The organism is Bibersteinia trehalosi (assembly GCF_004346205.1).
In the GTDB taxonomy this organism is placed as follows: domain Bacteria; phylum Pseudomonadota; class Gammaproteobacteria; order Enterobacterales; family Pasteurellaceae; genus Bibersteinia; species Bibersteinia trehalosi.
This window is the reverse complement of sequence record NZ_SMAM01000003.1, coordinates 123,326-148,835: the sequence shown is the minus strand read 5'-3', so window position 1 is coordinate 148,835 and position 25,510 is coordinate 123,326. Positions and strand designations below refer to the sequence as shown.

Sequence of the window (25,510 nt, the reverse complement as noted above, 5' to 3'; positions counted from 1 at the left end):
TAAACAAATTCTTAACAAAACATTGATAATGAATTAAATTTGGATTGCAATACTAATTCTTGTTTTTAAACATTGGAGGGGTATGTCAGATTTTATATTAGTTATATTTTTTATAACCTTTACTTGCCTTTTGTCTTTTTTGCTAAATAAATTTAATGTCAGCAATGTTAAAGGCGTTCTAATTATTGCCATTGTAAATTCAGTAGTAATATTTTTTCGTGTACATTTTTTCTGGGGGTATGATTATTCAATATTACGTACAATTGTTTATTCTATATCTATGTCTATAATTACATTACCTATAGTATATAATGTATATAAGAAATTCTAATTTATTATTTAAGAGGAAATAAAAATGAAAGAGATCAGTATTAATGATTGCCAACTTATTATGGGCAGCATGGCTTTTATTACGAGAACTATGTTATCAAATCCTGCTGTTAGAACAGGTGCTACAACAGGGGTTAGTGCCTATATTGCTGAACAAGCATATACAGGTCAAGACATTACTATAGGGGGAGTTGTAGGGTATGGAGCAGCTGGTGCAATAGGAGGTGTTGCAAGTGTGGCAAATACGGCTATTCGTGCAACAAAATATGCAGAGATAATTGGTGCCGGAGTTGGGGGAGGCTTAATAGGCACAGGAAATATGATAAATAATTCTATTAAAAACCAATGTCAAAATAACCAATCCGGCTCAGACTATGGTGATGGTTGTAACTACCAATAATTAATAAGAAAAAATAAAAATTAATTTTTCTATTTCTTATTGGGAATTTATTGAACAGTATTATTGGAAATAAGCGAATAATATAAGATCGCTATAATGCTGATTCGTAAAGTTATATGCTGTTCTTATAAATTAATTGAAATAGGAGTAACAATGAAAGGCTTAGAACAGCTTAAATTTGATCTTTTCCGCAAAATGCCGATGGTATTGCAAACGGAAACCGCCGAGTGCGGGTTGGCTTGTTTGGCGATGATTTTGGGCTATTACGGCAAAAGCAGTAATTTATTCGAATTGCGGAACCGATACGGTACATCTTCCCGAGGCGTAACTTTACAGACACTTATATCAACCGCTAAAGATTGTGGTTTGCTTACCCGTCCGCTCTCTTTGGAATTGGATGAAATTCCACAGCTGAAGCTGCCCTGTATTTTACATTGGGATTTCAACCATTTTGTGGTTTTGGTAAAAACTACGCCTACCCATTTTATTTTGCACGATCCAGCATTCGGTAAACGTAAAATTGCTAAAGAAGAATTTTCAAAACATTTCACTGGTGTCGCCTTAGAAGTTTGGTCTGAAGTGAAGTTTGAAAAAAAGCCGACAGAAAATGCAATTAATCTGTATGAAACCATTAAGCATATTTCAGGCATTAAGGGAGCATTAGTTAAAATTTTCGCCCTTTCAATGCTGATTGAGTTAATCGGTTTGCTTATGCCGATCGGTACACAATTAGTAATGGATCATGTTATGCAAGCTAAAGATGAATCCATGCTTATTATTATCTGTATCGGTCTGTTTCTGTTTACCTTATTTAGAACGGCGGTTAGTATGTTTCGGGCGTGGATCTCGCTTCGAATGAATTATTTAATTGATTTTCAGTGGACGGCAAGTTTCTTTTCCCATTTATTAAAACTCCCACTTTCATTTTTTGAAAAACGGCAAGTCGGTGATATTCATTCACGTTTTAATTCCTTAAAGACCATTCAGCAAACATTAACACAAAGCATTGTTTCAACCATTATAGACAGCATTATGACTATCAGCGTTATTATCATGATGTTGATTTATGGTGGTTGGCTGTTTTGGGTGGTGTTAGCATTCTCTTCTATCTATTTCATACTCAGAATCGTCACTTATATGGTCTATCGCCAATTAAACGAAGAGCAAATCGTAAAGGGGGCGAAATCGCATTCTCATTTTATGGAAACCCTATATGGAATGGGGACATTAAAATCACTTGGTATCGAGGCAAAAAGACAGGAACAATGGATGTCGTTAAATGCAGATGCGTTTAATACCTCAATCCGCGTGACCAAATTCGATATGCTGTTTTCAGGCATTCATACCTTTATTTCAACCATCGAGCAGATTTTAATTTTATGGCTGGGAGCGATGATGGTAATTGAAAATGTGATGACACTTGGTATGTTTGTTGCCTTTAATGCTTATCGGGGAGCGTTTTCTTCCCGTATGGGAAATTTGATTAATGTTTTTTTCGGCTTGAAGATTCTTTCCTTGCATCGTGATGCGGATTGCCGATATTGCCTTAAATGAGGTGGAAGATGATGTCGGTTATAAGCCTATGCCTAATATGGATAACGCAGGCCTGGAAATTAAAAACCTGAGCTTTCAGTACGATCCTTTTTCTAAAAATGTGATTGATAATTTGAGTTTATCAATAAGAAGCGGGGAAAGTGTGGCGATTACTGCCCCGTCCGGATTCGGAAAAACGACCCTACTAAAATTAATGTCCGGTTTGCTTAAACCGACATCGGGTACGATTTATTTTAACGATACGGATATTCAGAAAATCGGTTCGGCAAATTATCGCTCAATGATCGGTTGCGTATTACAGGAAGATAAATTTTTCTCCGGTTCGATTTTAGAAAATATTGTGAGTTTTGAAAATAATTATGACCGCAATTGGGCAATTGAATGCGCAAAGCTAACCAATATTCACCAAGAAATCATGGCAATGCCGATGAACTATGAAACCCTATTAGGCGAATTAGGCAACCAATTATCTGGTGGACAAAGGCAAAGATTATTTATTGCCAGAGCCTTATATAAAAAGCCGAAAATTCTATTTATGGATGAAGCAACTAGCCATTTAGATGAAAAAAATGAAGAAATCGTTAACCAAGCAATCTCACAACTTAATATTACACGTGTTATTGTAGCACACCGCCAATCGACAATCCGATCAGCGGATAGGGTTATTCAACTCACTTAATAAGCTATTTTTGCTTTGCTTTTAACATCGCCATCATATCCTGCAAACCTGCTGATACTTTTTGTTGGCGTTGAGCTTCCGTCATTGTCGGCTTATCCCGCTCCCATTGCAAATCATCTTGTGGGAGCTCAAGTAAAAAACGACTCACTTCAGGTTTAATGATTTCGCCATATTGACGACGTTCTTTACACAGTGAGAAAGTCAGCGTCTGTTGCGCGCGTGTGATGCCAACATAAGCAAGGCGGCGTTCTTCTTCTACATTGTCATCATCTAGGCTATTTTGGTGCGGCAAAATCCCTTCTTCCATTCCAATTAAGAAAACATGAGGAAATTCCAAGCCTTTTGAAGCATGTAATGTCATCAACTGAACTTGATCAGATTGATCATCATCTTCCTCTCGCTCAAGCATATCGCGCAGGGTTAAATTTGCCACTACTTGCGCAAGGCTCATCGAATCTGTTGTTTCATCACCCTCTAACATTTTTTCTACCCAGTCAAACAGAGTTTCCACATTTTTACTCTGCATTTCTGCCGCTTTAGGGCTACTCGCAGTTTCGTACAGATAAGCTTCATACTGAATTTTACTCAGCATATCCGTAATTGCAGATTTTGGCTCCGATCTCAGCGCTTGATCACTTAATGCAACAATCCAGTGAGCAAAATCCTGCAGAGCTTGATAGGGTTTAGGCGAAAGCCGTTGAATCAGCTCAAAATCAAAAATCGCCTCAAATAGACTCACCTGTTTTTCATTCGCTAACTGTCCTAGTTTTTCCAAGGTTGCCGCCCCTATCTCTCGCTTAGGAGTATTTACTATGCGCAAGAATGCCGCATCATCATCTTGATTAACCAACAAGCGCAAATAGCAAAGCATATCTTTGATCTCAGCCTTGCTAAAAAACGATGTTCCTCCTGAAATTCGGTAAGGAATGCGGTTTTGCATCAGCAACTTTTCCAAGAGCCGAGACTGGTGATTACCCCGATAAAGAATGGCATAATCTTTGTATTTAGTTTTATGAATATAACGATGGGCTATCAACTCTCCGACAATTCGTTCTGCCTCATGCTCCTCGTTTTTCGCCTCAATCACATTGAGCTTTTCGCCCTTACCAAGATTAGAAAATAACCGTTTGTCGAACAGGTGGTCATTATTGTCGATCAAGATATTAGCACAGTGCAAAATTCGTTGGCTGGAGCGGTAGTTCTGTTCTAACTTGATAACTTTCAAATCAAAATCATCACGCAAACGAGCCATATTTTCCGGTCTTGCACCGCGCCATGAGTAGATCGACTGATCGTCATCGCCTACTACAGTGAAATTTTTGTGGCGACCAACAATCAACTTAATCAATTCATATTGACTGGTATTGGTATCTTGATATTCATCCACTAATAGGTAGCGGATTTTATTCTGCCAGCGCTCAAGCGCTTCGGGAAATTGGCGAAATAAAAAAGTGGGCAACATAATCAAATCATCAAAATCCAAGGCATTATAAGCCTTAAGCTGATTTTGATATTGCGCGTAGAAATGAGAAAAAATACGCTCCTGTTCAGTTTTACAACGCCCGATAACCTCCTCAGGCAATAGCAGGTCATTTTTCCAATTTGAAATTGCTGAAATCAGCGCTTTAAGCAGATCTTTATCTTCGCTTACTGTTTCGGGGAGAAGATGTTTCAACAAGGCAAGCTGATCATGTTCGTCAAACAGCGTCATTCCCGACTTAAACCCGAGTAGTTTGTATTCACGCTTTAAAATCTCAAAACCGAGCGTGTGAAAAGTGGAAATGGTTAGCCCTTTAGTCTGCGTCTTACCAATAGAGTGCGCCACCCGCTCACGCATTTCTCGTGCAGCTTTGTTGGTAAAGGTTACCGCTGCGATTTGCTTAGGCGCATAGCCACAGTGGGCAATCAAATGAGCAATTTTGTTAATAATTACCCGCGTTTTACCTGAACCTGCGCCAGCCAGTACAAGGCAAGCGCCATGCACATATTCTACCGCTTGTTGTTGTTGAGGATTGAGTTTCATTACAGTCCCATTTTCTACGTTTACAAGCGGTCGAATTTTACGGATTTTTTGCAAGTTCTCAAATAGAAACAACAAAATGTGCAATTTTGCACATTTTTTAGCAATTTTTATTGACTCTAGCCCAAATGGCATTTACCCTAGTTTACAAATCTTGACACAATAAAGGCGCTGTATAACGTCTTTAACAAAGCACCAAACTTTTCAAAACATCGTGTCTGTAGAAATTGGGATATTAATCTTGGTGGGTTAGAATTTAAGGAAATACAATGGCTGATTTTATCTTAATTATTATTATAGTTGCTTCAATTAGAATCTTTTCTATTCAGCTAAAAAACAGAAATATTACTACGCTCCGATCGTTAAGTATTCTCTCGCTCATCAATGCAATAATCTTCTTTAGTAAAGTTTATTTTATGGGAGAACACGGCTATTCCCTATTAAGCGCAATAAATTATTCTATTGCTATGGCGCTAATTTTTTTACCGATTACTTATGCTATTTATCGAAAAGATTAGCCGCTCAGTATTAAAATGCCTTTAGTGAGAACACATATGAAAGTTCTACTCTTTTACTTTACCCTTAGTCTTGCGACTTGTTCTCACATCCTTTTCCCAACTCCCTCCGCAAGAGCAACGCTGTTATAAGCAAATCAATGGCTGCACACGCAAAGTATTCCATTGGTAAGCTGATAAAAAAGATTTCCTATCCGCACGGTTTAAGAGAAAAGTAGTCAATATTAAGCAATGACCACTAGCTGATTGAATGTTAAAATTCCCTTATTCTGTATTTTGGGGCATAACAATGAATATTCTTGAGCCACTCTCTCTTCCTCTAAATCAATCCGTATTAATTGAAGCTTCTGCAGGTACAGGGAAAACCTATACCATGGCAAATCTCTATCTACGTTTAATTTTAGGTATAGGATGCGAGCCTTTAACCACAGAACAAATTTTGGTTGTCACCTTTACCAAAGCAGCAACTCAAGAGCTAAGAGATCGTATTCGAACTAAATTAGGCAATGTAGCTAAGTGGTTTCAAGATGTGGAAAGTGAAGACTCAAAAGCAGCATTTGCGCAAGATCCTTTTTTATTCGAGCTCTATCAAGCCATTGAGCCAAACCTTAATACCGCTCGCTTACGCTTAAAAATTGCTGAGCGAGAAATGGATCTTGCCAGTATTTTTACTATTGATAGCTTCAGCCAAAAAATGCTGTTTCAGTATGCTTTTGATTCTGGAATGCGCTTTGATATTGACTTACAACCTGATGAAAAAAATTTATTAGCGCGCTTAAGTGAAGAGAGCTGGCGAGAGTTATTTTATTCGATGTCATTAGCCGAAAGCGAATTGGTACGTAAACACCTCAAAACCCCTGCACAGGCTTTAAAAATCGTACAAGCATCCCTTTCCGGTTCATTACCAGCATTATCCGCACACCAATCCGTCGTTCAAAGCCGGCTGGCCGACTTTGCTCAACAAAAAAGCCTCGCTATTAGCCAATTAAAACAATTCTGGCAAGAAAATAGCGCCCAAATCAGCGCCCTAGTTTTAGGTGAGTTGGATAAAAAATACCCGCCAAAAACGCCAAAATCTCTCAGCCGCCGTAGTTACACACCTGCTCGTACTTCACAATATCTTGCCGAACTTGATTTATGGGCAAAAACGCATAGTACGACCCTCCCCGCAAATTGGGAAAAATTCACCCAATCTTTTATCGCAAATAAAGCAGAAAAAGGGGCTGATCCGTTAGTCTCGCCACTCCTTGAGCAGGCAGAGCAATTAGCTCAACATTACTTACAGCAGTTTAGTGAGAAGCAGGAATATAACATTCTAATTTTTCGTTTTTTAACCCACCTACGCAAGAAACTCTCGGCCTATAAACAATCGCACCGAGAAAAAAGCTTTAACGACATAACCGATTTCTTACACACCGCGCTACAAGGTGAAAATGGAGATCGCTTTGCCCAAGCTATTCGTACACAATTCCGTTTTGCGATGATCGATGAGTTCCAAGATACTAACCGCCAACAGTATGAAATTTTCCAGCGCATTTTTATTCAAGGGGTAGAAAATCAAGGTTTTATCATGATTGGCGACCCAAAACAGTCGATCTATAAATTCCGCCATGCTGATATCTTCTCATATCTCAATGCGGCTAAACAGGTAGATCTGTGCGTAACCATGGATAAAAACTGGCGCTCAGTGCCACAAATTGTTAGCGATATTAATGCGTTGTTTAGTTTTCCTGAAAATGGCAAAAGTCCGTTTATTTATCAAGGTATTCAATTCCAAGCAGTACAGGCTAAAGAACCTGATGAAACCTTGCAGGGAGCAAGCCAAAGCAACTGCTATTTGTTACCTGAATTTGATGCACAGCACGCCGCCGAATATTGTGCTTACCACATCCAACAACAGCTCAAACTTGCTGCACAAGGCAAATTATTTTTGCAAAAAAATGGCGAGAAACATCCGCTTGCAGCCAAAGACATCACAATTTTAGTTCGAGGTAAAAACGAGGCTGAATTGATAAAACATGAGCTATGGCGACGAAAAATCCAAGCAATCTATCTCTCTGCGCGTGATAGTGTGTATGAATCTGCCGAAGCACAAGAATTGCTGTTTATTTTGCAAGCCTGCGTTAATCCATATCACCAAGGCAATTTATTAACCGCGGTAGGCACCTCACTTTGGAGTCTTGCTGCCCACGAAATTTTTCAGTTAAAGCATGATGAACAACGTTGGGAAAGCTATGTTGAGCAATTTATTCATTATCACCGCATCTGGCAGCAGCAAGGTATTTTACCGATGCTCCATAAAATCTTCCTAGAACAAGGCATTATTCAGCGTCTAAGTAGTCAAGAAAATGCTGAGCGACGCATTACCGATTTACTTCACCTTGCCGAGCTACTACAAGAGGCAATGCTCGAATGCCGCAATGAAAGCGCATTAATTCAATGGTTTCAGCAGCAACTTAATGAACCCAATGGGCAATCTGATGAACAAAAATTACGCTTAGAAAGCGAACAAGCGTTGATAAAAATTGTGACAATTCACGGCTCAAAAGGCTTAGAATACCCAGTTGTTTGGCTACCATTTATTGCAAAAGCAAGCAAGCCATTCAGTGAAATAGGCGCCTTTGGTAAAAAGAATACACCCACAACTTACCATGATGAAAACCATGCATTGCGTTGGGCTTTTTCGCCTCTTTCTGAACAAGAACAACAACAACTTACGAAAGAAGAATTTGCAGAAGATTTACGTTTGCTTTATGTTGCTTTAACCCGAGCAAAACACCAATTAAACCTGATTTTACCTGAGCAATTCGACGAAAATTGGAATAGTGTAAGCTACCTGCTTAGTAATGGCGAAATTGGTTTGGGCGGTGAAGAAATTCAACAACCAACCGAGCAACTTTTGGCTCAAAAGCAACTCCGCAGCCAAATACAGCCATTTAGCCCTGTACTAGCTGATACTTGGCAAGCCACAAATGAAGCGCCAACAATCCTTCAGCCAAAAGTTTTTCAAACCCAGATCCATTCAAATAGGCAGCTCACCAGTTTTAGTGCACTACATGCTCAACATGAGCGTTTGCAAAATAGGGAGCTAAATCAACCGCTTGTTATCAGCGATGACGCACAAGATTACGATCGCAGCCAAGACTATTTAGCAGCGGATGATAGCAACGAGGAAAGTAAACTGTTCTACAGCCCTTTCAGCTTCCCGCATAATACTAAAGTTGGTAATGTATTGCATAAAGTATTTGAAGAATGGCACTTTGCCGAGCCACTGACAAGCGCTCAAATTCAGGAAAAAATTTGCCAACCGCTAGACTTAAGCGAAGAATGGCTTGAGCCTCTACAACTGTGGCTCAATCAAATTATCTATACACCTTTTGCCGATAATCTTCGCCTAGCTGATTTTGCTAGTGATAAACGCTTAAATGAATGGCAATTTTATCTGCGTTTACGTAATGAAAAAGCGTTGCCACAACTTAATCAGCTTTTGAAAGCAGAAAGCCGTTTAGCCAAAAATCTACCAGATTTTCATTTTAAACAGCTAGATGGCTTTGTACGCGGTTTTGTTGATATGGTGGTACAAGTGGCAGGCAAATTCTATATTATCGACTACAAATCAAACTATCTAGGTAAACTGCCACAAGATTATTGTGCTGAAAAAATCGAAAAAGCGATGGGGCAATATCGCTATGACCTACAATATCTGCTCTATACACTTGCACTACACCGTTACTTGAATTCTCGGCTTGGTAAAGATTATAGTTATGAAAAGCATTTTGGCGGGGTAGCTTACCTGTTTTTACGGGGAATGAATGGTGAGCTAAACAGCGGTGTTTATTTTGACCGACCTAGTCAAACCCTAATAGAAAAACTCGATCAACTATTTGATTAAGCACAGGTACAATTAGGTTGTCTAATTTATTGAGCCTAGGGCAGCGCTACGCTGCCCTTATAGATTACTGTTATTTCTTTGCTTTAATATTAGCCACTTTTTGTGAACGATAAATTGCATTAATGGCATGCACAAGTGCTCGTGCGGAAGATTCAACAATATCGGTTGCTAGCCCCACACCATGGAATTTACGCCCTTCATATTCCACTACAATATCTACTTGTCCTAATGCTTGTGCACTCTCTCCTTTAGCGGTGAGATTGTAATGTGAAATATTTAATTCCATACCTACGATATTCATGATCGCATTATATGTGGCATCAACTGGGCCATTACCGCCTTGAGAGGTCGCACTTAAACGTTCGCCATCAAGCTCAACTTGCACAAAAGCAGATGCAGGCAAACCGCTAATCAGTTGAGTCGTAATCACATCCAATTTTAAACGATCTTCATCGCCCGCTTGCATATCAATAAAGGCTAGTGCTTCCAAATCATAATCAAAGACTTGTCCTTTTTTATCTGCCAATGCAAGGAAGGCTTCATAAAGTTTATCTAAATCATAATCGCACTCTTGATACCCCATTTCTTCCATATGGTTTTTTACCGCTGCACGACCTGAACGAGCCGTTAAATTCAGCTTCTCTTTTTTCAGACCAATAGTTTCTGGCGACATAATTTCGTAAGTGTTCTTATTTTTCACCATGCCATCTTGATGAATTCCAGAAGAATGCGCAAAGGCATTTGAGCCAACAATGGCTTTATTTGGCTGAATTGGCATATTGCAAAGCTGACTTACCATTTGGCTGACACGATGAATTTCTTGAGTGTTGATCCGAGTATCTAGCCCGCCGAACTGTTCAGAACGCGTTTTTATCGCCATTACCACTTCTTCTAATGCGGTATTACCAGCACGCTCGCCAATACCATTGATTGTACATTCAATTTGGCGTGCACCATTTTGAATGGCTGTTAAAGAATTTGCTGTTGCCATACCCAAATCATTATGGCAATGCACTGAAATCACAGCTTTATCGACATTTGGTACTCGATTCATGACATTCGCAATAATGCTGCCATACTCTACTGGCAGGCAAAAACCAACAGTATCAGGAATATTTACCGTCGTTGCTCCGGCATTGATAGCCGCCTCAACAACACGACAGATATTGTCTACACCTGTTCGACCTGCATCTTCACAAGAAAATTCTACATCATTGGTATATTTTCTTGCTCTTTTAACCGCTTGTACCGCCATTGCTAATACATCATCAAAAGACTTACGCAATTTAGATTCTACGTGTAAAGCAGAGGTTGCAATAAAGGTATGAATACGGAAAGCTTCAGCGACTTTCAGGGCTTCTGCAGCAACATCAATATCTTTTTCTACCGCTCGGCTTAATGCACATACTCGGCTATTTTTAATATGACGAGCGATAGTTTGTACCGATTCAAAATCACCAGAAGAAGAGACCGGAAATCCAACCTCCATCACATCTACGCCCAAACGTTCAAGCGCTAAAGCAATTTGTAGCTTTTCTTTCACCGTCAAGCTGGCTTTGAGTGATTGCTCACCATCACGTAACGTAGTATCAAAAATAATAATGTTATTGTTGCTCATATTAAGCTCCTATTAAGAATTTTTGGCTATGCTTGAAAAACACAGGTAAAAAAAAACCCGCATTTAAGTGCGGGCAAGTGTGGATAGTACTTTTCTCCAACTATACATCAGCCTCGCACTAAGCGCGATAACAGTCGTAAGCTAAGAGAGAAGTGTTTTACCATTGTTGTGTGTTTTATGTTTGCATTGTTATTCAGAAATTGCAGGTATCATATCTGCTTAAAAAATGAAGTCAATAGCACAACATATAAAAGCAAACGTTTACCATGTTAAATTAACGTTAAATAACAGACTAAAATATTTAAAAAAATAGATTTATTAAAATTTAAATCTGTTTTAGTGCGTTTAATCTCGCATAAAAAAAGGCAGTTTTGCTAAAACCTACTCTTTTCTGCGGTTTAGCACAACTGCTTAACATTTGAGCTAAAATAGAAAAACGTTCCCAAAACTAATAAAATTAAGCCAGATATTTCTTTTCTATTTTGGTATTTTTAAGCAAGAATGCCATTTAATTTGAATTATCAACAGACCCTAGCTAAAATTTATTAGCTCTATCAGTTCGATTTATCAGGAGAGATGCTATGACTCTACCCTTTCGTGCCGTTATTTCTGATTTAGACGGTACACTTCTTAATGGTGAACATCGCCTAGGTGATTTTACCATTCAAACGCTAGAACGACTTGCCGCCAAAGGTATTGATATTTTTCTTGCTACAGGTCGTAGTTTACCGGATGTAAAACATATTATTGCTAAAGTAAACGTACAGGAAGCAATGCTAGTCACCTCTAACGGCGCAAGAGCTAATAATCTCGCTGGCGAATTACTTGCTCAGCACCATATTCCAGAAAATATCGCACTTGAGATTATGCAGAATACTCCCTTCGATCCTAACGAAGTCTGCTTAAATAGTTATCAAGGTGATGAATGGTTTATTAATAAAGATATTGAGCAACTACGTAAATTCCATCAAGATTCTGGCTTTATGTATCAAGTAGTTGATTTTGCTCAGCATCATGGTAAACAAACTGAAAAATTTTTCTTTATTGGCAAAACAGGCGAAGCCTTAAAACCAATTGAACAATTTATTACCTCCCGCTATGCAGAACAGCTTCAAATCACTTATTCCACCATTCAATGTCTCGAGATGATGACCAAAAATGTTTGCAAAGCAAATACACTGGCTGAACTTGTAAAATTACGAGGTTATTCTTTGTCAGACTGTATCGCTTTTGGCGATGGTATGAATGATGTTGAAATGCTCTCACAGGTAGGCAAAGGTTGTATAATGAGCAATGCTGATCCACGTTTAAAACGTGCTTTACCAAATAACGAAATTATCGGTGAAAATAAACATGAAGCTGTTGCACATTACCTACGACAATTATTTCAATTACATTAAAAGCAAAGCTTTTTGCAAAAAAACTGTCGAAAACGACCGCTTGTAACCTCTATTATTATTTGAAGACAATGAAGTATCTAAAATCCTTATTTATACTCGCCATTCTTGCTGGTGGCGGTTATTTCGCTTATCAGCAATTTTACACTGACAGCAACAAGCAGCAAGTTCACTACATTACCGAAGAAGCTCGTCTTGGCAGAATTGATAAAAGTGTGCTTGCGACAGGTTCTGTGCGAGCCAACCAGCGTATTGAAGTTGGCGCACAGGTTTCTGGTAAGATCCAGAAAATTTACGTTACACTTGGACAACATGTTAAGCGTGGTGAACTGCTGGCCGAAATTGATTCAAGCAATCAACAAAACCAACTTGATACAGCCCAAGCTCAACTTTCTATCTATAAAGCGCAACTAAGCTCAAATCAAATTGCACTACAAGTTGCCGAATCTCACTATAATCGTTTAAGCAAGCTCTATCAGCAAAAAAGCACTTCGCAAAATGAATTAGAAAATGCGAAAAATACCTTGGCTTCTGCCCGTGCCAATGTTGAACAAAGCAAAGCACAAATTCGCAGTGCAGAAATTTCTGTTAATGATGCACGAGTAAATATGGGCTATACTAAGATTACCTCCCCCATTGATGGTGTTGTGGTTTCTATTCCAATGTCGGAAGGGCAAACTGCTAATTCTAATCAAGTATCTCCCACCATCGTGCAAGTAGCCGATCTTTCAAAAGCCTTAATAAAACTAGAGATCTCCGAAGGAGATATTGCGCAAGTACATGAAGGTCTAGCAGTTACTTTTAGCACACTTTCTGAGCCTGACCGCCTCTATAAAGGCATCATTGATACGGTTGATCCTGCTTTAACCACACTAACTGATAATACTTATAGCGAAACATCAGGCAACAGCACTGCTGTATATTACTATGCGAACGTATTAATTGATAATAGCGATAATACACTACGTATCGGCATGACAACACAAGGTAGAGTGGTGATTGCAGAAAAAAATAACGTACTACTTGCACCAACGACAGCGATCAAAAAACGTCAAGGTCGTAATGTGATTGAGGTGTTAGAAAATGGCAAAGCAGTAGAGAAAGAAGTGCAGCTAGGACTTGCCGATAGCCAAAATACAGAAATTCTTTCAGGCCTAAACACAGGTGATAAAATTATTACTGCTCAACGTAATGCAAATGAAAAAGTAGGCAGCAATAATATGCGCATGCCTCGCTTTTAATAAACAATAGGGGTTATGCCCCTATTTTGGAGAACATAATGAACATCTATCTTTCAACTCAAAATGCACCCGAACAATGGGGTAAAAATGCACTGCTTTCTTTTAATGAAAATGGCACAACTATTCACCTTTCCTCCCCTCCGCTTATTAGCATTCAAAAAGCGGCGCGTAAAATCAAAAATCAGGGACTGTTAAATGTTTCTTTACAAGGTCGTGGATGGGATTTAGAAGCCTGTTGGGCATTTTATCAGGGCTTTACTAGCGTAAAACAGGCCGGAGAAATTCAGTTTCCAGACTTAGGCGAAGAGCAAGCTGAATTGAATGCACGTCTTGAATGCTCTAGCTTTATGCGATGTCTCATTAACCAACCATCCGACCAGCTCACACCTGAAAAATTGGCACACGACGCTGCAGAGTTCATTTTACATCAAGCAGAAAAATACGCGGCTAAAGGCTCTGTTTCCTTTGAAATTATTGCCAGAGAAGCACTCAAAGAGCGTGGTTATCACGGCATCTGGACTGTAGGGAAAGGCTCTGCTAATCCGCCAGCGATGCTCCACCTTGATTTCAACCCAACAGGCAATCCAGAGGCTCCTGTGCTTGCCTGTTTAGTTGGTAAAGGCATTACATTTGATACTGGAGGCTATAGCTTAAAACCAAGCGATGCGATGTCCACGATGCGAACGGATATGGGGGGAGCCGCCTTAACCACCGCTGCATTAGGTTTTGCAATTGCTCGTGGGCTAAAACAGCGAGTTAAACTTTATCTCTGCTGTGCCGAAAACATGATTAGCCATAACGCCTTCAAGTTAGGTGATATTATCCATTATCGCAATGGTGTCAGTGCCGAAGTATTAAATACCGACGCAGAAGGCCGTTTAGTATTAGCTGATGGTTTAATTGATGCCTCAAAACAACAGGCTAAATTTATTATCGACTGCGCCACCCTAACGGGGGCTGCAAAAGTGGCTTTAGGTAATGACTACCATGCTCTACTTTCAATGGATAACGCCTTAAGCCAAGCATTATTAAACGCAGCTACCGCAGAAAATGAGCCCTTCTGGCGTTTACCTTTTGAAGAGTTACATCGTTCACAAATTAGCTCGTCTTTTGCAGATATTGCAAACATTGGGTCAGAACCTGTTGGAGCAGGTGCAAGCACTGCCACCGCATTTCTTTCCTATTTTGTCGAAAACTATCAGCAAAATTGGTTACATATTGATTGCTCAGCAACTTTCCGAAAATCATCAAGTGAGCTCTGGGCCGCTGGCGCAACAGGCATTGGTATGAAAACCTTAGCTCACCTATTACTCAGTCAAGCTCAATAACAAGCGGTCGATTTTATATATTATTCTGCAAAAGGATCTCATGGAGATCCTTTTTTAAAATACTGTAAAAATTTACAAAAAAATTGTAATTTGCCATTGACACCGTATAGATAAACAGTAAAATCTACAACTGTACAAACACACAGTTTTATAGGATATCTATTATGGCAACACTTAGCAATGTAACTCGGAATGCTGAATGCTCCCTTTCTTACCAACCTATCCCGCTTTATCGCGATCAAAAGCAGACTAAAGCAAAGATTAAGTTAGATCTCAACGCTTTCTGCATTCGTCGTCCTAGAGAAACTTTTTTTATCCATGTTGAAAACAGCCATTTGATTGCTTGGGGAATTGCACAGGAAGACTTGCTTATTGTTGAACGTAGCGAGGAACCGCTAATCAATGAGCTTTTTGTTATAGAGCAACAGGGAAAATACCAGTTCTACCAATTTTTTAGTGAAATTAATGGTGAAAAAATTCTATTTTCACTTGATGCAAACAAACCAAATTTGCGCATTCAAAACTGGGATGAAGTGAATATGGCGGGAGTTATTACTAATGTTGTACACCAAATGCGCAACCGCACATCTCAAATGAAATATGCGGCATAACTTACATTGAATTTAAAGTACTCGGCGAGATTGTGTATAAGTTTTTGCCCAATAACGATCGGAAAGTGATGCAATAGTCACTCCCGTGCTTGAACCCGCATGCACAAACTTTCCACCACCAACATAAACACCAACATGATGATTCTTGCGGAAAAACACTAAATCACCAGGGCGTAATTCAGATTTAGCAATAGCTCGCCCACTATATCGTTGCTCCGCAGTACTTCTTGGTAAATGAATATTAAATGCTGCACTCATTGTCGTTTTAACAAATGCAGAACAATCAATACCAGCTTTACTTGTTCCGCCTAAGCGATAGCGAGTGCCAGCCCATTGGCGATAAACATTTAACACTTTTTGTGAAGCATTTATATGCGAGCTTTTATTGCTTTTAGCAAGCTGACTTGGCGTAGCGGCCTTAGTGCTTAAACTTGCCATGGCATTATGGCTATACAGCGTTAAAAGACTAAAAATTAGGCAAAAAGAAACCATCTTGCCTAAGTGGGATAAAAATTTGATCATTGTGTTTTGCATAGAAATATTGTCTCGCCAGAACTTGAGTAGCGGAACTCTCCTAAATTTTAACCATAAAATAAGCTCTAGATATGTAGAGCCTCATAGACTGGTCGGACAAGTATAGCTTTATTTAGTTCTAATGTCAGAATAAATTTTCCTAAATTGCGCAATATTCAATCCACCAAATCAAAAAAATCCTTATATATCAATAAGTTTATCTCTTATGCTGAAGTTAAATCTCGTTTAGTTACTCATCATCAGCACAAAATTAAGAATGCTTACTATATGCGATACGTTATTTACAAACCCAAATTATCCATAATATAATAATGTCTATCATATGCTACAAAATAACGAAGCCATAATATAAACATATATAAAACACACCATTTATAGGCAATTTAACTAGAATAACTGTATATTAGTAGCATATGTTTCCCCATATTTTTAAAAGGAGACAATCCCATACAAAAGCAAAAAGTGATTCCCATTTTATGCTGAACCGCACTATTAGGTGCACGTTCATCTATTCAAAAAATGTGAATCACACAATAAAAATCCGCCCAGTTCTCGGGCGGATTTTTATTTATACCATAGCTCGCAAAAACTGAATTTCATCAGCCCAATGTTCTGGTTCAATGGTTTCTAAAATCATTGGAATACCATCAAAATCGACTGATTGCATGATAAATTGGAAGACTTCAGTACCAATTGTGCCCTTACGTAGCGTATCGTGTCTATCTACTCGGCTTCCAAGTGGTGTTTTAGAGCCATTGAGATGCATACCACGTAAATAGTTAAATCCAACAATATTGGCAAATTCAGTAAAAACTTGCTCACTTTTCGCATAGCTACTAATATCGTAGCCTGCCGAAAAAAGATGACAAGTATCTAAGCAAACACCTACACGACTTTTATCTTCCACTTGTTCAATAATTTCAGCCAAATGCTCAAATCGGTAGCCCAAATTTGAGCCTTGCCCTGCTGTATTTTCAATTACTGCAACGACATTAGGTACGGCTTCAATCGCTATATTTAACGACTCAGCAATACGGCTTAAACACGCCTTTTCTGAAATTTTATTCAAATGTGCTCCTGGGTGAAAATTAAGCAATTTTAAACCTAATTGATCACATCGTTGCATCTCATCAATAAAAGCTGCACGCGATTTTTCTAGCGTCTCTGCCTCAGGATTGCCTAAATTAATCAAATAGCTATCGTGCGGCAAAATCTGATCCGCGCTGAAATGGTGTACAGCACAAAAACGTTTAAATTTTTCAATACTATCCGCCTTTAATGCAGGTGCTTTCCACTGGCGTTGATTTTTAGTGAATAGTGCAAACGCATTTGCCCCAATCTCTACCGAACGTAATACCGCATTTTCTACGCCACCAGAAGCACTCACATGGGCACCAATATATTTCATCTTATGATTTTCCTTTTATTCGTGTAACATAGCGTTTTTTATTTCTCACATTAATGTTATGAGCGAAACTACTATCAATGATTTTTCTTTACTCTGCCGATTATTCGGCAACCTTTTCTACCGTAATCCCAATGACGACATCCTAACAGGCACTTTTGCTTGGCTAAAGCAAGGTGGACTACGCCAACAATGGGCATTATCTACAGATAGCCAGAGCGAACAAGCGCTTGATATTTTAGCAAAATTGGCAAATCCACTTGAACTAAGCGAAAGCTATCAACGTTTATTTGGTGAAGATGGCTCTGTCAATACAACAATCTCGAATTATGGTTTTTCCGTCGCAGATTTTCATACTTTCCGTCAGCAACGCAATATGCCAGAAGTCGCAAATCTCGATCACGTTGCCTTACTGCTTTTAACTGCCTCTTGGATTGAAGATAATTTAGATTCAACCATTGCCCAGCAAGAACTATTTGTGCAATTTCTCCTACCTTGCCTCAGCAAATTTTTAGGCAAAGTTGAAGCATTTGATACCGGATTCTATAAAGCGCTTGCTCAACTTACCCGCGATGCACTGAGTGCAATGGCTGATGAACTAGAAGAAGAGAGTGAATAAACTTCCATAAAGAGGGGGCAGCTCAGTCACTGCCCCTTTCCATCATCAATGACTCTTTCTGTGCATTCATTAACCAGAGAGTGTATTGACGTTTAACTATAACACCAGCCTTAGGTAAAACAGCAATATCGCCTACTGATTTCTCAAAATCTCATTCATCAACTGAATATCAATATGGCAATAGCCATTAGGGTTTTTATCAAGATAATCTTGATGATACTCTTCTGCAGGGAAGTAGTGTTCTAACATTTGCTGCTCTACAGCGAGTGGCTTCGCGTAATTCTGCTGTAATGCAGACAGAGCGGCGGCAATAATCGGCTCATCAGTAGGATCAACATAGTAAATCCCAGTACGATATTGCACGCCTTTATCATTACCCTGCTGATTAATACTTACAGGATCAATCACTTTAAAATAGTAATCTAATAATTTAGCTAAGCTAATCTGCGCCGCATCATAAGTGACTTTAACCACTTCGGCATGTCCGCTACCTTGGCAAACATCTTGGTAGCTTGGATTTAATGTATTGCCATTCGCATAACCAGACTCTGCATCCAGCACGCCATTAATACGTTGCATAAAAGCTTCAATTCCCCAAAAGCAACCGCCTGCTAAATAAATTTGTTTAATATTTTGCATAATTTTCCTTATTTTTAACCGCTTGATTATTCATAACGTAATGCTTCTGCTGGCTCAACTTTGGCTGCTTGGTAAGCAGGATAGATTGTACAAATCAGAGATAACAGCATTGAAGTAACAATAATTATCAACACCTGCAATGATGATATTTCACTTGGTAAACGTACGCCATTCGGGTTTATTAGCTCTAAGAATGCCCCTAAATTCTGCGCAATTAGCAGACCTAAAACGCCGCCTAACAGAGCCCCAATCACTCCGACAATCGCACCTTGTGCGATAAAAATCCACATGACAGCCCCCTTTGTTAGCCCTTGAGTTTGTAAAATAGCAATTTCGCCTTGCTTATCCACCACCATCAAACTCAAAGACGTGACAATATTAGACACGGCCACAATAATAATCAGGCTAATCAATAAACCCATCATATTTTTTTCCATTCTCACCGCTTGGAAAAACTCACCTTTATGCTCGCGCCAGTCGTTAATTTGCCATTTATCAGCGGGAAAATAATTTGCTAGCTCTGTCACCTTAAAAGGATCATCTAAAAATAAGCGTATGCCTTGCACCTGATCGTTGGGAATGCGTAACAAACGCCCCACGTCATTTAAATTTGCAAACAGTGTATATTCGCTGCCTTCACGATGAGAAAGATAAAAGTCTGAAACGGTAAATAGCCGCTGCACCGGCACCCGTCCAAACGGTGTGTATTGGCTATTTTCTGTGATCATCAAACGAATTTGATCACCAATTTCTAATTGTAATTGCTGTGCGAGACGCTGACTCATCACAACCTTATATTCGCCTTCTGGTAACGCATGTGATACATCAATCATACCGTTCAAGAGAGGATCATCATCGTTATGAGTCACACCTAATAGCTGTCCGGCATTAATCCCCTCTTGGCTTTGGATAACGACATTCGTACGGTTAATTTCTACACTTTTCTGCACAAAATCAGGCACGGCTAGAGACTGCCCTTTTTGCCAATGCTCTTCCAGAGGTGAAATGATAGCATGCGGTAACGTGGACAACAGATTGCGTTTTTGCATATTTTCTAAGCCATTCATCACCGAAAGCACAATAACCAATGCCATCACGCCCAATACAATACCAAAAGCAGCAAGGTTAGATACCAACCGTCCAAAACGATCGCCACTTTTAGAACGCCAATAGCGAAATGCAATAAATAAAGGAGTGTTCATAAATTCAAAATAAAAACGGCTCAATTTTGCAAAATTCTAGCAAAATTTACCCGCTTGTAATAGTGTTAGCTATAGGCTGAACCTATTTGATTCAAAGTCTGAATTTACAATCCAAGTACAAAAATAAAACATTCTTTACGTCATCAAGGTAAACCATATCAATCAAAAAATGGCAAAAAAACATAGCAAAATAGTAGATATCCAATCATATCATCAATGACCGCTATATTTAGGACTCAAACAGTTCTCATTTTGGCCATTAGGAATGGCTATACAGTATTAGACAAAATGAGGGGAACTTATTTAGTTATACTAGTAGACAGAAAAAGTCATTTTGAGTTGAGATAAAAAATTCCCAATAAAAACTCAATCCCTGTATTGGCAGAGATATATTATCCGCTCAAAAAGCAAGTAAAGCAGCTCAAGTTCAGATAGAGGAAAAGCATTGGTACAACCTGATAACATCGTTTACATCTTACCCCAAACACATCGTTTACATTTTCCCGTAAACTAATCGCTAAAATCTGCAACGGAGAATGACGATACCTTGGAAAGAGACGAATGTAATGGAACAACGAGTGATATTCATCAATGCGTGGTTGTCCCGATGCTATACTAAAATTCAACTGTGTCGGCAGTTTAACATCAGCCGCCCGACTGCCGATAAATAGATTAAACGCCATGAGCAGGTAGGGGTTGCCGACTTAAGCGAGCTTTCCCGTAAACCGAGACACAGTCCGAATGCCGCGCCACAATGGATTGTCTATCGGCTTAAACATCCCGATTGGGACGCCCAAACGTTGCTCGACTACTTTGCTTTAAGCTATCCGTCTGTCGAGCGACCGTCGGACAGCACTGGCGATTTTATTTTGGCTCGTGCCGGTTTGGTTGAGCCGCGCAAGCATAAACTCAGAACCTCTGCCGATGCCGCACCTTTCAGCGATTGCCTTGAAACCAATGCGGTGTGGTGCAGCGATTTCAAAGGCTAATTTACCCTTGGCAACAAGCAGTTGTTCTATCCGCTGACGGTCACAGATTTATTCGGTTGCCATTTATTCGCTTGCGAAGGCTTTTCCGGCACTCAGGCTTGCAATGTTTTCGCCGTTTTCGACCGCTTGTTCTGCGAATTCGAGCCGCCGTGCTCAATCCCCTCCGATAAGGCACGTCTTTTGCCTCAGCCGTATTGAGCAGCATCAGCCGGCTGCCCAAATGGTGGATTGACCTCGGCATTCGCCCACAACGGATTAAACCGTCGCATCCGGAACAAAACAGGCAACACGGACGGATGCACTGCAGTCTGAAAGCACACTTGCTTAAACGCCCAAATTGCGTGGAGCATACGCTGAGCGAACAACAAGCGTTTTTTGACGATTTTCGCCAAGAATATAATAAAATTCATTCGCATGAAGGACTCGACCACAGGCTTTACCGACCGTCTGACTGGCAATACTCGAATAAGGTTGAAACCTATGAATATGAGGCTCATCAACACATTCGCCAAGTGAAACAAAGTGGCGAAATTAAGTGGCGAGGTAAGACTTATTACATCAGCCAAGTGTTAGCCAAAGAACCGATTGCTTTTGAGCCCTTATGCAGACGGCATTTGGCGGATTTATTATCCAATTTTTGCTCTTGGGTGAATTTCACGAACGAGAGCAAAAAATCATGCCATTGACCCGATGGCACACAAACACGATGTAAACAATCTCCTTAGGGAGAAAGGTAAATAATGTTTGTGTTGTACAGATATTTCAAAGAGATTTAGCAACATTACTTGGGAAAAATAGATTTGGGAGGAAAAGAATTTAAGCTCAAATTAATCTGACAGACACCGCCATTTTAAACAGGGACTGTCAGATTAGGTTTGATCTTCACATTCAAATGAAACGTATCTATCCCCCTTTAACGTTCCCTTAAGCTTTCTGTAATAGACTCCTCAAGTGGGCTGAGTAAATAACTCATTACACTACGTTCACCTGTTTTGATTTCAGCCGTTATCGTCATTCCTGAGCCCAACTCAATGGTTCTTCCATCAGGAGAGCTAAGATTCTTTTTATCTATACTGATAGTTGCATTAAAGACTAAGCCGACATTAGGCTGCTCAATAGCATCGGGACTAATATGCTTAATTCGGCCAGTTAAATAACCATAGCGTGTATAAGGGAAAGTCTCTACTTTAATCACTACCTCTTGTCCAGCGGTGACAAAGCCGATATCTTTGTTTTGAACAAGTACGCTCGCCTCTAATACATCATCTTCTGGTACCATGACCATCAGGGTTTCCGCTGTCGTGACAACACCACCTATCGTATGAATTTTTAATTGTTGAACAGTACCAGAAATCGGCGCTCTAATCATAGAAGCTTGCTTACGCTGATTATTTTTTTCTAATTCAAGCCGAAGTTGACGTTCATTTTCAATATGCTGTTTTAATTTTTCTAATACATCGCTTTTAAAGAATTGCGTGATCAATTCAAGTTCTTCTTTTACATTGAGTAGATCATTTTCTAATTCATTTAATTTTGAGCGATAAACAGCTAGCTCATTCTGAGCCTCAATTAATTTATTTTCTTGCGCAAGAAGTTCGTGCTTAGATAAAGACTTCTGTTTATAAAGTGCCTTAAAGTCTTTTAATTTTTCTTGTTCAATACGTGTTGCACCTTCATATTTACGAACATAGGCAAATATTGTTTGTTTTTCAGCCTCTTTACGCTTATACGCTAAAGTTTTCTGTGTTTTTTGTTTTTGCCAAGTGGTGTATTGCTCCTCAATTAAGTGTTTAATACGTAGTCGATCTTCTTCCGATGAATCTTTAAATTCGGTTCTAGATAAATCAATCACCGGCAAGGACTCTTTTTCAATGGCAGTAAGCAAAGTTTGGTAGCGATAGCTCTCCAGTTTAGCTAAAGAAAGTGAAGCAATGGTCTTTTTGATATCTGCATCAGAACCCAATGCAGTTAAGCTGACTAATAATTGCCCTTTTTCCACAAACTGCCCATCTTTAACGAAAATTTCTTGTACAATGGCGTTTTCAATCGGTTTAATTTCTTTACTTCTGCCACTAAAAGTTAATTTACCGGGAGCAGTCGCCACAATTTCAACTTTACTCACACTCGCAAGTACGATTGCTATTATTAAAAATAGCATAATTGAATAGGAAATTAAGCGAGGCTTTTTCGAAACTGGTGTTTCAATCAATTCTAAGTGCGCAGGTAGAAATTCACTTTCATCTTTTTTTCTATTTGGGTGATCTAGTTCTTTACGAATTTTCCATACTTCTACCCAGATATTTTTATAGCGTAGGAAAAATTCATAAATACCGCTAAGCCATATTTTCATGATTATCCTTCTTTAATTTAGTTGTAATTGGTGTAAGTAAGAATAAAGCCCATTACTGTTTTGTAGTAATTCGTGATGTTTGCCTTGTTCTACTATTTCCCCTTTTTCCATCACAATAATCCGATCAGCATTTTTTACTGTAGATAAGCGATGAGCTATTAAAATCACAGTTCGACCTTGGCATATTTTTTGCATATTTTGCATAATAATATGCTCAGACTCGTAATCGAGGGCACTGGTTGCCTCATCAAAAATCAGGATTTTCGGGTTATTTACCAAGGCTCGTGCAATCGCAATCCGTTGGCGTTGCCCGCCTGAAAGCCCCGCTCCTTGTTCACCCACAATGGTGTTATAACCTTCACGCAATTCTGAAATAAAATCGTGAGCCCCTGCTAATTTTGCTGCATAAATTACTCGCTCCATTGGCATTCCTGGATCTGATAGCGCAATATTTTCTCGGATACTGCGGTTTAATAACACATTATCTTGCAGCACTACACCTATTTGACGGCGTAGCCAGTTTGGATCAGCTAAGGCTAGATCATGTCCATCAATCAAAACCTGCCCATTTTCAGGAATATAAAAACGTTGCAGTAATTTAGTCAGAGTACTTTTGCCTGAACCGGAACGTCCAACAATCCCAATCACTTCTCCTTGCCTAATTTCTAAATTCACATTATTTAAAATAGTTGGTGCATCTGGTTTATATCTAAAGCGGATATTTTTAAATGAGATATCGCCTTTTATTTCTGGTAGTGATAACTTTCCTTGATATTGCTCTGTTGGAGAGTTTAAAACATCACCTAAGCGAGTGACGGAAATCCCAACTTGTTGGAAATCTTGCCAGAGCTGAGCTAACCGAATCACCGGTGCAATCACTTGTCCTGACAGCATATTAAAGGCAATTAATTGTCCAATACTAAGATCGCCTGAAATAACTAAGTGTGCCCCTAACCAAAGGTTAATCACCATAACGGTTTTTTGAATAAGTTGTACACCTTGTTGCCCAATGGTTGCTAATACGGTGACACGGAAACTTGATGAAACATAGCTTGCCAGCTGTTTATCCCATGTATCAGTCATTTGTGGAGCAACCGCCATCGCTTTAATCATATTGATGGCTGTTACCGACTCAACTAAGAATGCTTGGTTATCAGCACTTCGGGCAAATTTATCATCTAGACGTCGTCGCAAAATTGGACTGATAAAAATAGACCACAATATATAGAAAGGTAATGAGCCAAGAATAACAAGAGTCAACTTCGGACTGTAATACCACATCACGGCAAAGAAGATAAAAGAGAATAATAAATCTAGAACAGAAGTTAATGCTTGCCCTGTGAGAAAATTTCGAATTTGATCTAATTCTCTAACCCTAGCGACTGTATCTCCAACTCGTCTGTTTTCAAAATAAGAAATGGGTAGTGATAATAAATGTCGAAATAATTTAGCGCCTAATTCAACATCAATACGGCTAGTGCTATGAGAAAAAACATAGGTTCTCAAACCACTTAGTACAATTTCAAAGATGATCACAATAGCTAAGGCAACCGTAATGATATTCAAGGTTGAAAAACCTCGATGCACCAGTACTTTATCCATAACAACTTGGAAAAATAGCGGTGTAATTAGGGCAAAAATTTGCAAAAAGATCGAAACAATCAAGGTTTCTAGAAAGATTTTTCGGTATTTGATCACTGCCGGAATAAACCAGGTGAAATCGAACTTTGCTAGTTGACCTACTACGGAAGCTCTAGATGTGACCAAAATTAATTGCCCTTGATAGCAGGCTTCAAATTCGTCTTGTGACAGAATTTGTGGGGCATCTTGTTCCAAATTGTAAGTTAAATAGCGGTTATTATCGGTATCCACTTTTACCAATAAAAAATGTTTACCGTTATCTTGCCAAACTAATGCAGGTAAATTCACCAAGTGTAAGCGAGAAATCTCTTTTTTAATGTGTTTCGCTTTCAACGCTAACGATTTTGCGGCTAAAAGCCAAGAGGTTAAAGAAAGCCCTTTTCCGTCAAGATCAAATTTATGTTTTATTTCTTCCGGATTAAGCGAAATATTATGGTATTGTGCCAACATAGTGAGGGCAACTAAACCAAGATCATTCCTTTGATGGTTAGCTTCCATATTGTCTCCTTTTATAAAATAAAACGGCAACTCCATAATGTGCGAAAC

18 protein-coding genes are annotated in these 25,510 nt (G+C 39.2%); 10 read left to right on the top strand and 8 right to left on the bottom strand.

What is annotated here, in order from left to right; genetic code table 11:
• Positions 1 to 355: 355 nt before the first annotated feature.
• The 3 genes from EDC51_RS04275 (at position 356) to EDC51_RS10935 (ending at position 2,963) form a co-directional block, all read left to right on the top strand.
• Complete coding sequence (locus tag EDC51_RS04275) at positions 356 to 730, top strand: hypothetical protein (RefSeq protein WP_131928257.1); 375 nt, start codon at positions 356 to 358, stop codon at positions 728 to 730.
• A 153-nt stretch (positions 731 to 883) separates the two neighbouring features.
• Positions 884 to 2,284 carry a peptidase domain-containing ABC transporter gene (locus EDC51_RS04270; protein WP_249038465.1) on the top strand — a complete coding sequence of 467 codons (1,401 nt, stop codon included), beginning with the start codon at positions 884 to 886 and terminating at the stop codon, positions 2,282 to 2,284.
• A 1-nt stretch (position 2,285) separates the two neighbouring features.
• Positions 2,286 to 2,963, top strand: coding sequence for an ATP-binding cassette domain-containing protein (locus EDC51_RS10935; protein ID WP_249038464.1), 678 nt, complete (start codon positions 2,286 to 2,288; stop codon positions 2,961 to 2,963).
• A 4-nt stretch (positions 2,964 to 2,967) separates the two neighbouring features.
• Here the strand turns inward: EDC51_RS10935 and rep are convergent, their stop codons facing one another.
• Complete coding sequence (gene rep / locus EDC51_RS04265; RefSeq protein WP_131928256.1) at positions 2,968 to 4,986, bottom strand: DNA helicase Rep; 2,019 nt, start codon at positions 4,984 to 4,986, stop codon at positions 2,968 to 2,970.
• An 801-nt stretch (positions 4,987 to 5,787) separates the two neighbouring features.
• Between rep and recB the strand changes: the two genes are divergently transcribed.
• A complete protein-coding gene (gene recB, locus EDC51_RS04255) occupies positions 5,788 to 9,390 on the top strand; it encodes an exodeoxyribonuclease V subunit beta (RefSeq protein ID WP_131928254.1) in 3,603 nt (1,200 codons plus the stop codon).
• 70 nt (positions 9,391 to 9,460) lie between these two features.
• Here the strand turns inward: recB and leuA are convergent, their stop codons facing one another.
• A complete protein-coding gene (gene leuA / locus EDC51_RS04250; RefSeq protein WP_025266866.1) occupies positions 9,461 to 11,008 on the bottom strand; it encodes a 2-isopropylmalate synthase in 1,548 nt (515 codons plus the stop codon).
• 581 nt (positions 11,009 to 11,589) lie between these two features.
• Between leuA and EDC51_RS04245 the strand changes: the two genes are divergently transcribed.
• The 4 genes from EDC51_RS04245 (at position 11,590) to EDC51_RS04230 (ending at position 15,585) form a co-directional block, all read left to right on the top strand.
• A complete protein-coding gene (locus EDC51_RS04245; RefSeq protein ID WP_064318830.1) occupies positions 11,590 to 12,408 on the top strand; it encodes a Cof-type HAD-IIB family hydrolase in 819 nt (272 codons plus the stop codon).
• Between the two features lie 68 nt (positions 12,409 to 12,476).
• Positions 12,477 to 13,646, top strand: a complete 1,170-nt coding sequence (locus EDC51_RS04240; RefSeq protein WP_131928253.1) for an efflux RND transporter periplasmic adaptor subunit — start codon at positions 12,477 to 12,479, stop codon at positions 13,644 to 13,646.
• Between the two features lie 38 nt (positions 13,647 to 13,684).
• The gene (gene pepB / locus EDC51_RS04235; RefSeq protein WP_131928252.1) at positions 13,685 to 14,974 is read left to right on the top strand and encodes an aminopeptidase PepB; all 1,290 of its coding nucleotides are present in this window, start codon (positions 13,685 to 13,687) and stop codon (positions 14,972 to 14,974) included.
• Positions 14,975 to 15,138: 164 nt separating this feature from the next.
• Entirely contained in the window at positions 15,139 to 15,585 is a 447-nt protein-coding gene (locus tag EDC51_RS04230) for a LexA family protein (RefSeq protein ID WP_131928251.1), read from the top strand.
• 12 nt (positions 15,586 to 15,597) lie between these two features.
• On the opposite strand, the gene EDC51_RS04225 is transcribed toward EDC51_RS04230, so the two are convergent.
• Both EDC51_RS04225 and nfo read right to left on the bottom strand, forming a co-directional pair.
• Positions 15,598 to 16,107 carry an NlpC/P60 family protein gene (locus tag EDC51_RS04225; RefSeq protein ID WP_025266863.1) on the bottom strand — a complete coding sequence of 170 codons (510 nt, stop codon included), beginning with the start codon at positions 16,105 to 16,107 and terminating at the stop codon, positions 15,598 to 15,600.
• Positions 16,108 to 16,687: 580 nt separating this feature from the next.
• Positions 16,688 to 17,527 carry a deoxyribonuclease IV gene (gene nfo / locus EDC51_RS04220; RefSeq protein WP_064318827.1) on the bottom strand — a complete coding sequence of 280 codons (840 nt, stop codon included), beginning with the start codon at positions 17,525 to 17,527 and terminating at the stop codon, positions 16,688 to 16,690.
• A 58-nt stretch (positions 17,528 to 17,585) separates the two neighbouring features.
• Here nfo and EDC51_RS04215 point away from each other — a divergent pair, with 58 nt between their 5' ends.
• Positions 17,586 to 18,143, top strand: a complete 558-nt coding sequence (locus EDC51_RS04215; RefSeq protein WP_015433034.1) for a TorD/DmsD family molecular chaperone — start codon at positions 17,586 to 17,588, stop codon at positions 18,141 to 18,143.
• Between the two features lie 132 nt (positions 18,144 to 18,275).
• Here EDC51_RS04215 and msrA read toward each other — a convergent pair whose 3' ends face one another.
• The gene (gene msrA, locus EDC51_RS04210) at positions 18,276 to 18,782 is read right to left on the bottom strand and encodes a peptide-methionine (S)-S-oxide reductase MsrA (protein WP_131928250.1); all 507 of its coding nucleotides are present in this window, start codon (positions 18,780 to 18,782) and stop codon (positions 18,276 to 18,278) included.
• A gap of 26 nt (positions 18,783 to 18,808) precedes the next feature.
• Entirely contained in the window at positions 18,809 to 19,984 is a 1,176-nt protein-coding gene (locus tag EDC51_RS04205; protein WP_125134556.1) for a lipoprotein-releasing ABC transporter permease subunit, read from the bottom strand.
• Between the two features lie 1,285 nt (positions 19,985 to 21,269).
• Between EDC51_RS04205 and EDC51_RS10930 the strand changes: the two genes are divergently transcribed.
• Entirely contained in the window at positions 21,270 to 21,659 is a 390-nt protein-coding gene (locus EDC51_RS10930; RefSeq protein ID WP_231504945.1) for a hypothetical protein, read from the top strand.
• Positions 21,660 to 21,886: 227 nt separating this feature from the next.
• Here EDC51_RS10930 and EDC51_RS04190 read toward each other — a convergent pair whose 3' ends face one another.
• Positions 21,887 to 23,323: an HlyD family type I secretion periplasmic adaptor subunit gene (locus EDC51_RS04190; RefSeq protein ID WP_015433038.1), complete on the bottom strand. Its 1,437-nt coding sequence runs from the start codon at positions 23,321 to 23,323 to the stop codon at positions 21,887 to 21,889.
• Positions 23,324 to 23,335: 12 nt separating this feature from the next.
• Positions 23,336 to 25,462, bottom strand: a complete 2,127-nt coding sequence (locus tag EDC51_RS04185; RefSeq protein WP_025289667.1) for a type I secretion system permease/ATPase — start codon at positions 25,460 to 25,462, stop codon at positions 23,336 to 23,338.
• Positions 25,463 to 25,510: the final 48 nt, after the last annotated feature.

Excerpts from the sequence above, each read along its gene's own strand:
- EDC51_RS04275 (WP_131928257.1), top strand. The coding sequence starts at position 356 with ATGAAAGAGATCAGTATTAATGATTGCCAACTTATTATGGGCAGCATG.
- EDC51_RS04185 (WP_025289667.1), bottom strand. The coding sequence starts at position 25,462 with ATGGAAGCTAACCATCAAAGGAATGATCTTGGTTTAGTTGCCCTCACT.
- rep (WP_131928256.1), bottom strand. The coding sequence starts at position 4,986 with ATGAAACTCAATCCTCAACAACAACAAGCGGTAGAATATGTGCATGGC.
- EDC51_RS04240 (WP_131928253.1), top strand. The coding sequence starts at position 12,477 with ATGAAGTATCTAAAATCCTTATTTATACTCGCCATTCTTGCTGGTGGC.
- pepB (WP_131928252.1), top strand. The coding sequence starts at position 13,685 with ATGAACATCTATCTTTCAACTCAAAATGCACCCGAACAATGGGGTAAA.
- EDC51_RS04270 (WP_249038465.1), top strand. The coding sequence starts at position 884 with ATGAAAGGCTTAGAACAGCTTAAATTTGATCTTTTCCGCAAAATGCCG.
- msrA (WP_131928250.1), bottom strand. The coding sequence starts at position 18,782 with ATGCAAAATATTAAACAAATTTATTTAGCAGGCGGTTGCTTTTGGGGA.
- EDC51_RS04245 (WP_064318830.1), top strand. The coding sequence starts at position 11,590 with ATGACTCTACCCTTTCGTGCCGTTATTTCTGATTTAGACGGTACACTT.
- EDC51_RS04205 (WP_125134556.1), bottom strand. The coding sequence starts at position 19,984 with ATGAACACTCCTTTATTTATTGCATTTCGCTATTGGCGTTCTAAAAGT.
- leuA (WP_025266866.1), bottom strand. The coding sequence starts at position 11,008 with ATGAGCAACAATAACATTATTATTTTTGATACTACGTTACGTGATGGT.
- EDC51_RS04215 (WP_015433034.1), top strand. The coding sequence starts at position 17,586 with ATGAGCGAAACTACTATCAATGATTTTTCTTTACTCTGCCGATTATTC.
- nfo (WP_064318827.1), bottom strand. The coding sequence starts at position 17,527 with ATGAAATATATTGGTGCCCATGTGAGTGCTTCTGGTGGCGTAGAAAAT.
- recB (WP_131928254.1), top strand. The coding sequence starts at position 5,788 with ATGAATATTCTTGAGCCACTCTCTCTTCCTCTAAATCAATCCGTATTA.
- EDC51_RS04225 (WP_025266863.1), bottom strand. The coding sequence starts at position 16,107 with ATGATCAAATTTTTATCCCACTTAGGCAAGATGGTTTCTTTTTGCCTA.
- EDC51_RS04190 (WP_015433038.1), bottom strand. The coding sequence starts at position 23,323 with ATGAAAATATGGCTTAGCGGTATTTATGAATTTTTCCTACGCTATAAA.
- EDC51_RS04230 (WP_131928251.1), top strand. The coding sequence starts at position 15,139 with ATGGCAACACTTAGCAATGTAACTCGGAATGCTGAATGCTCCCTTTCT.
- EDC51_RS10930 (WP_231504945.1), top strand. The coding sequence starts at position 21,270 with ATGCACTGCAGTCTGAAAGCACACTTGCTTAAACGCCCAAATTGCGTG.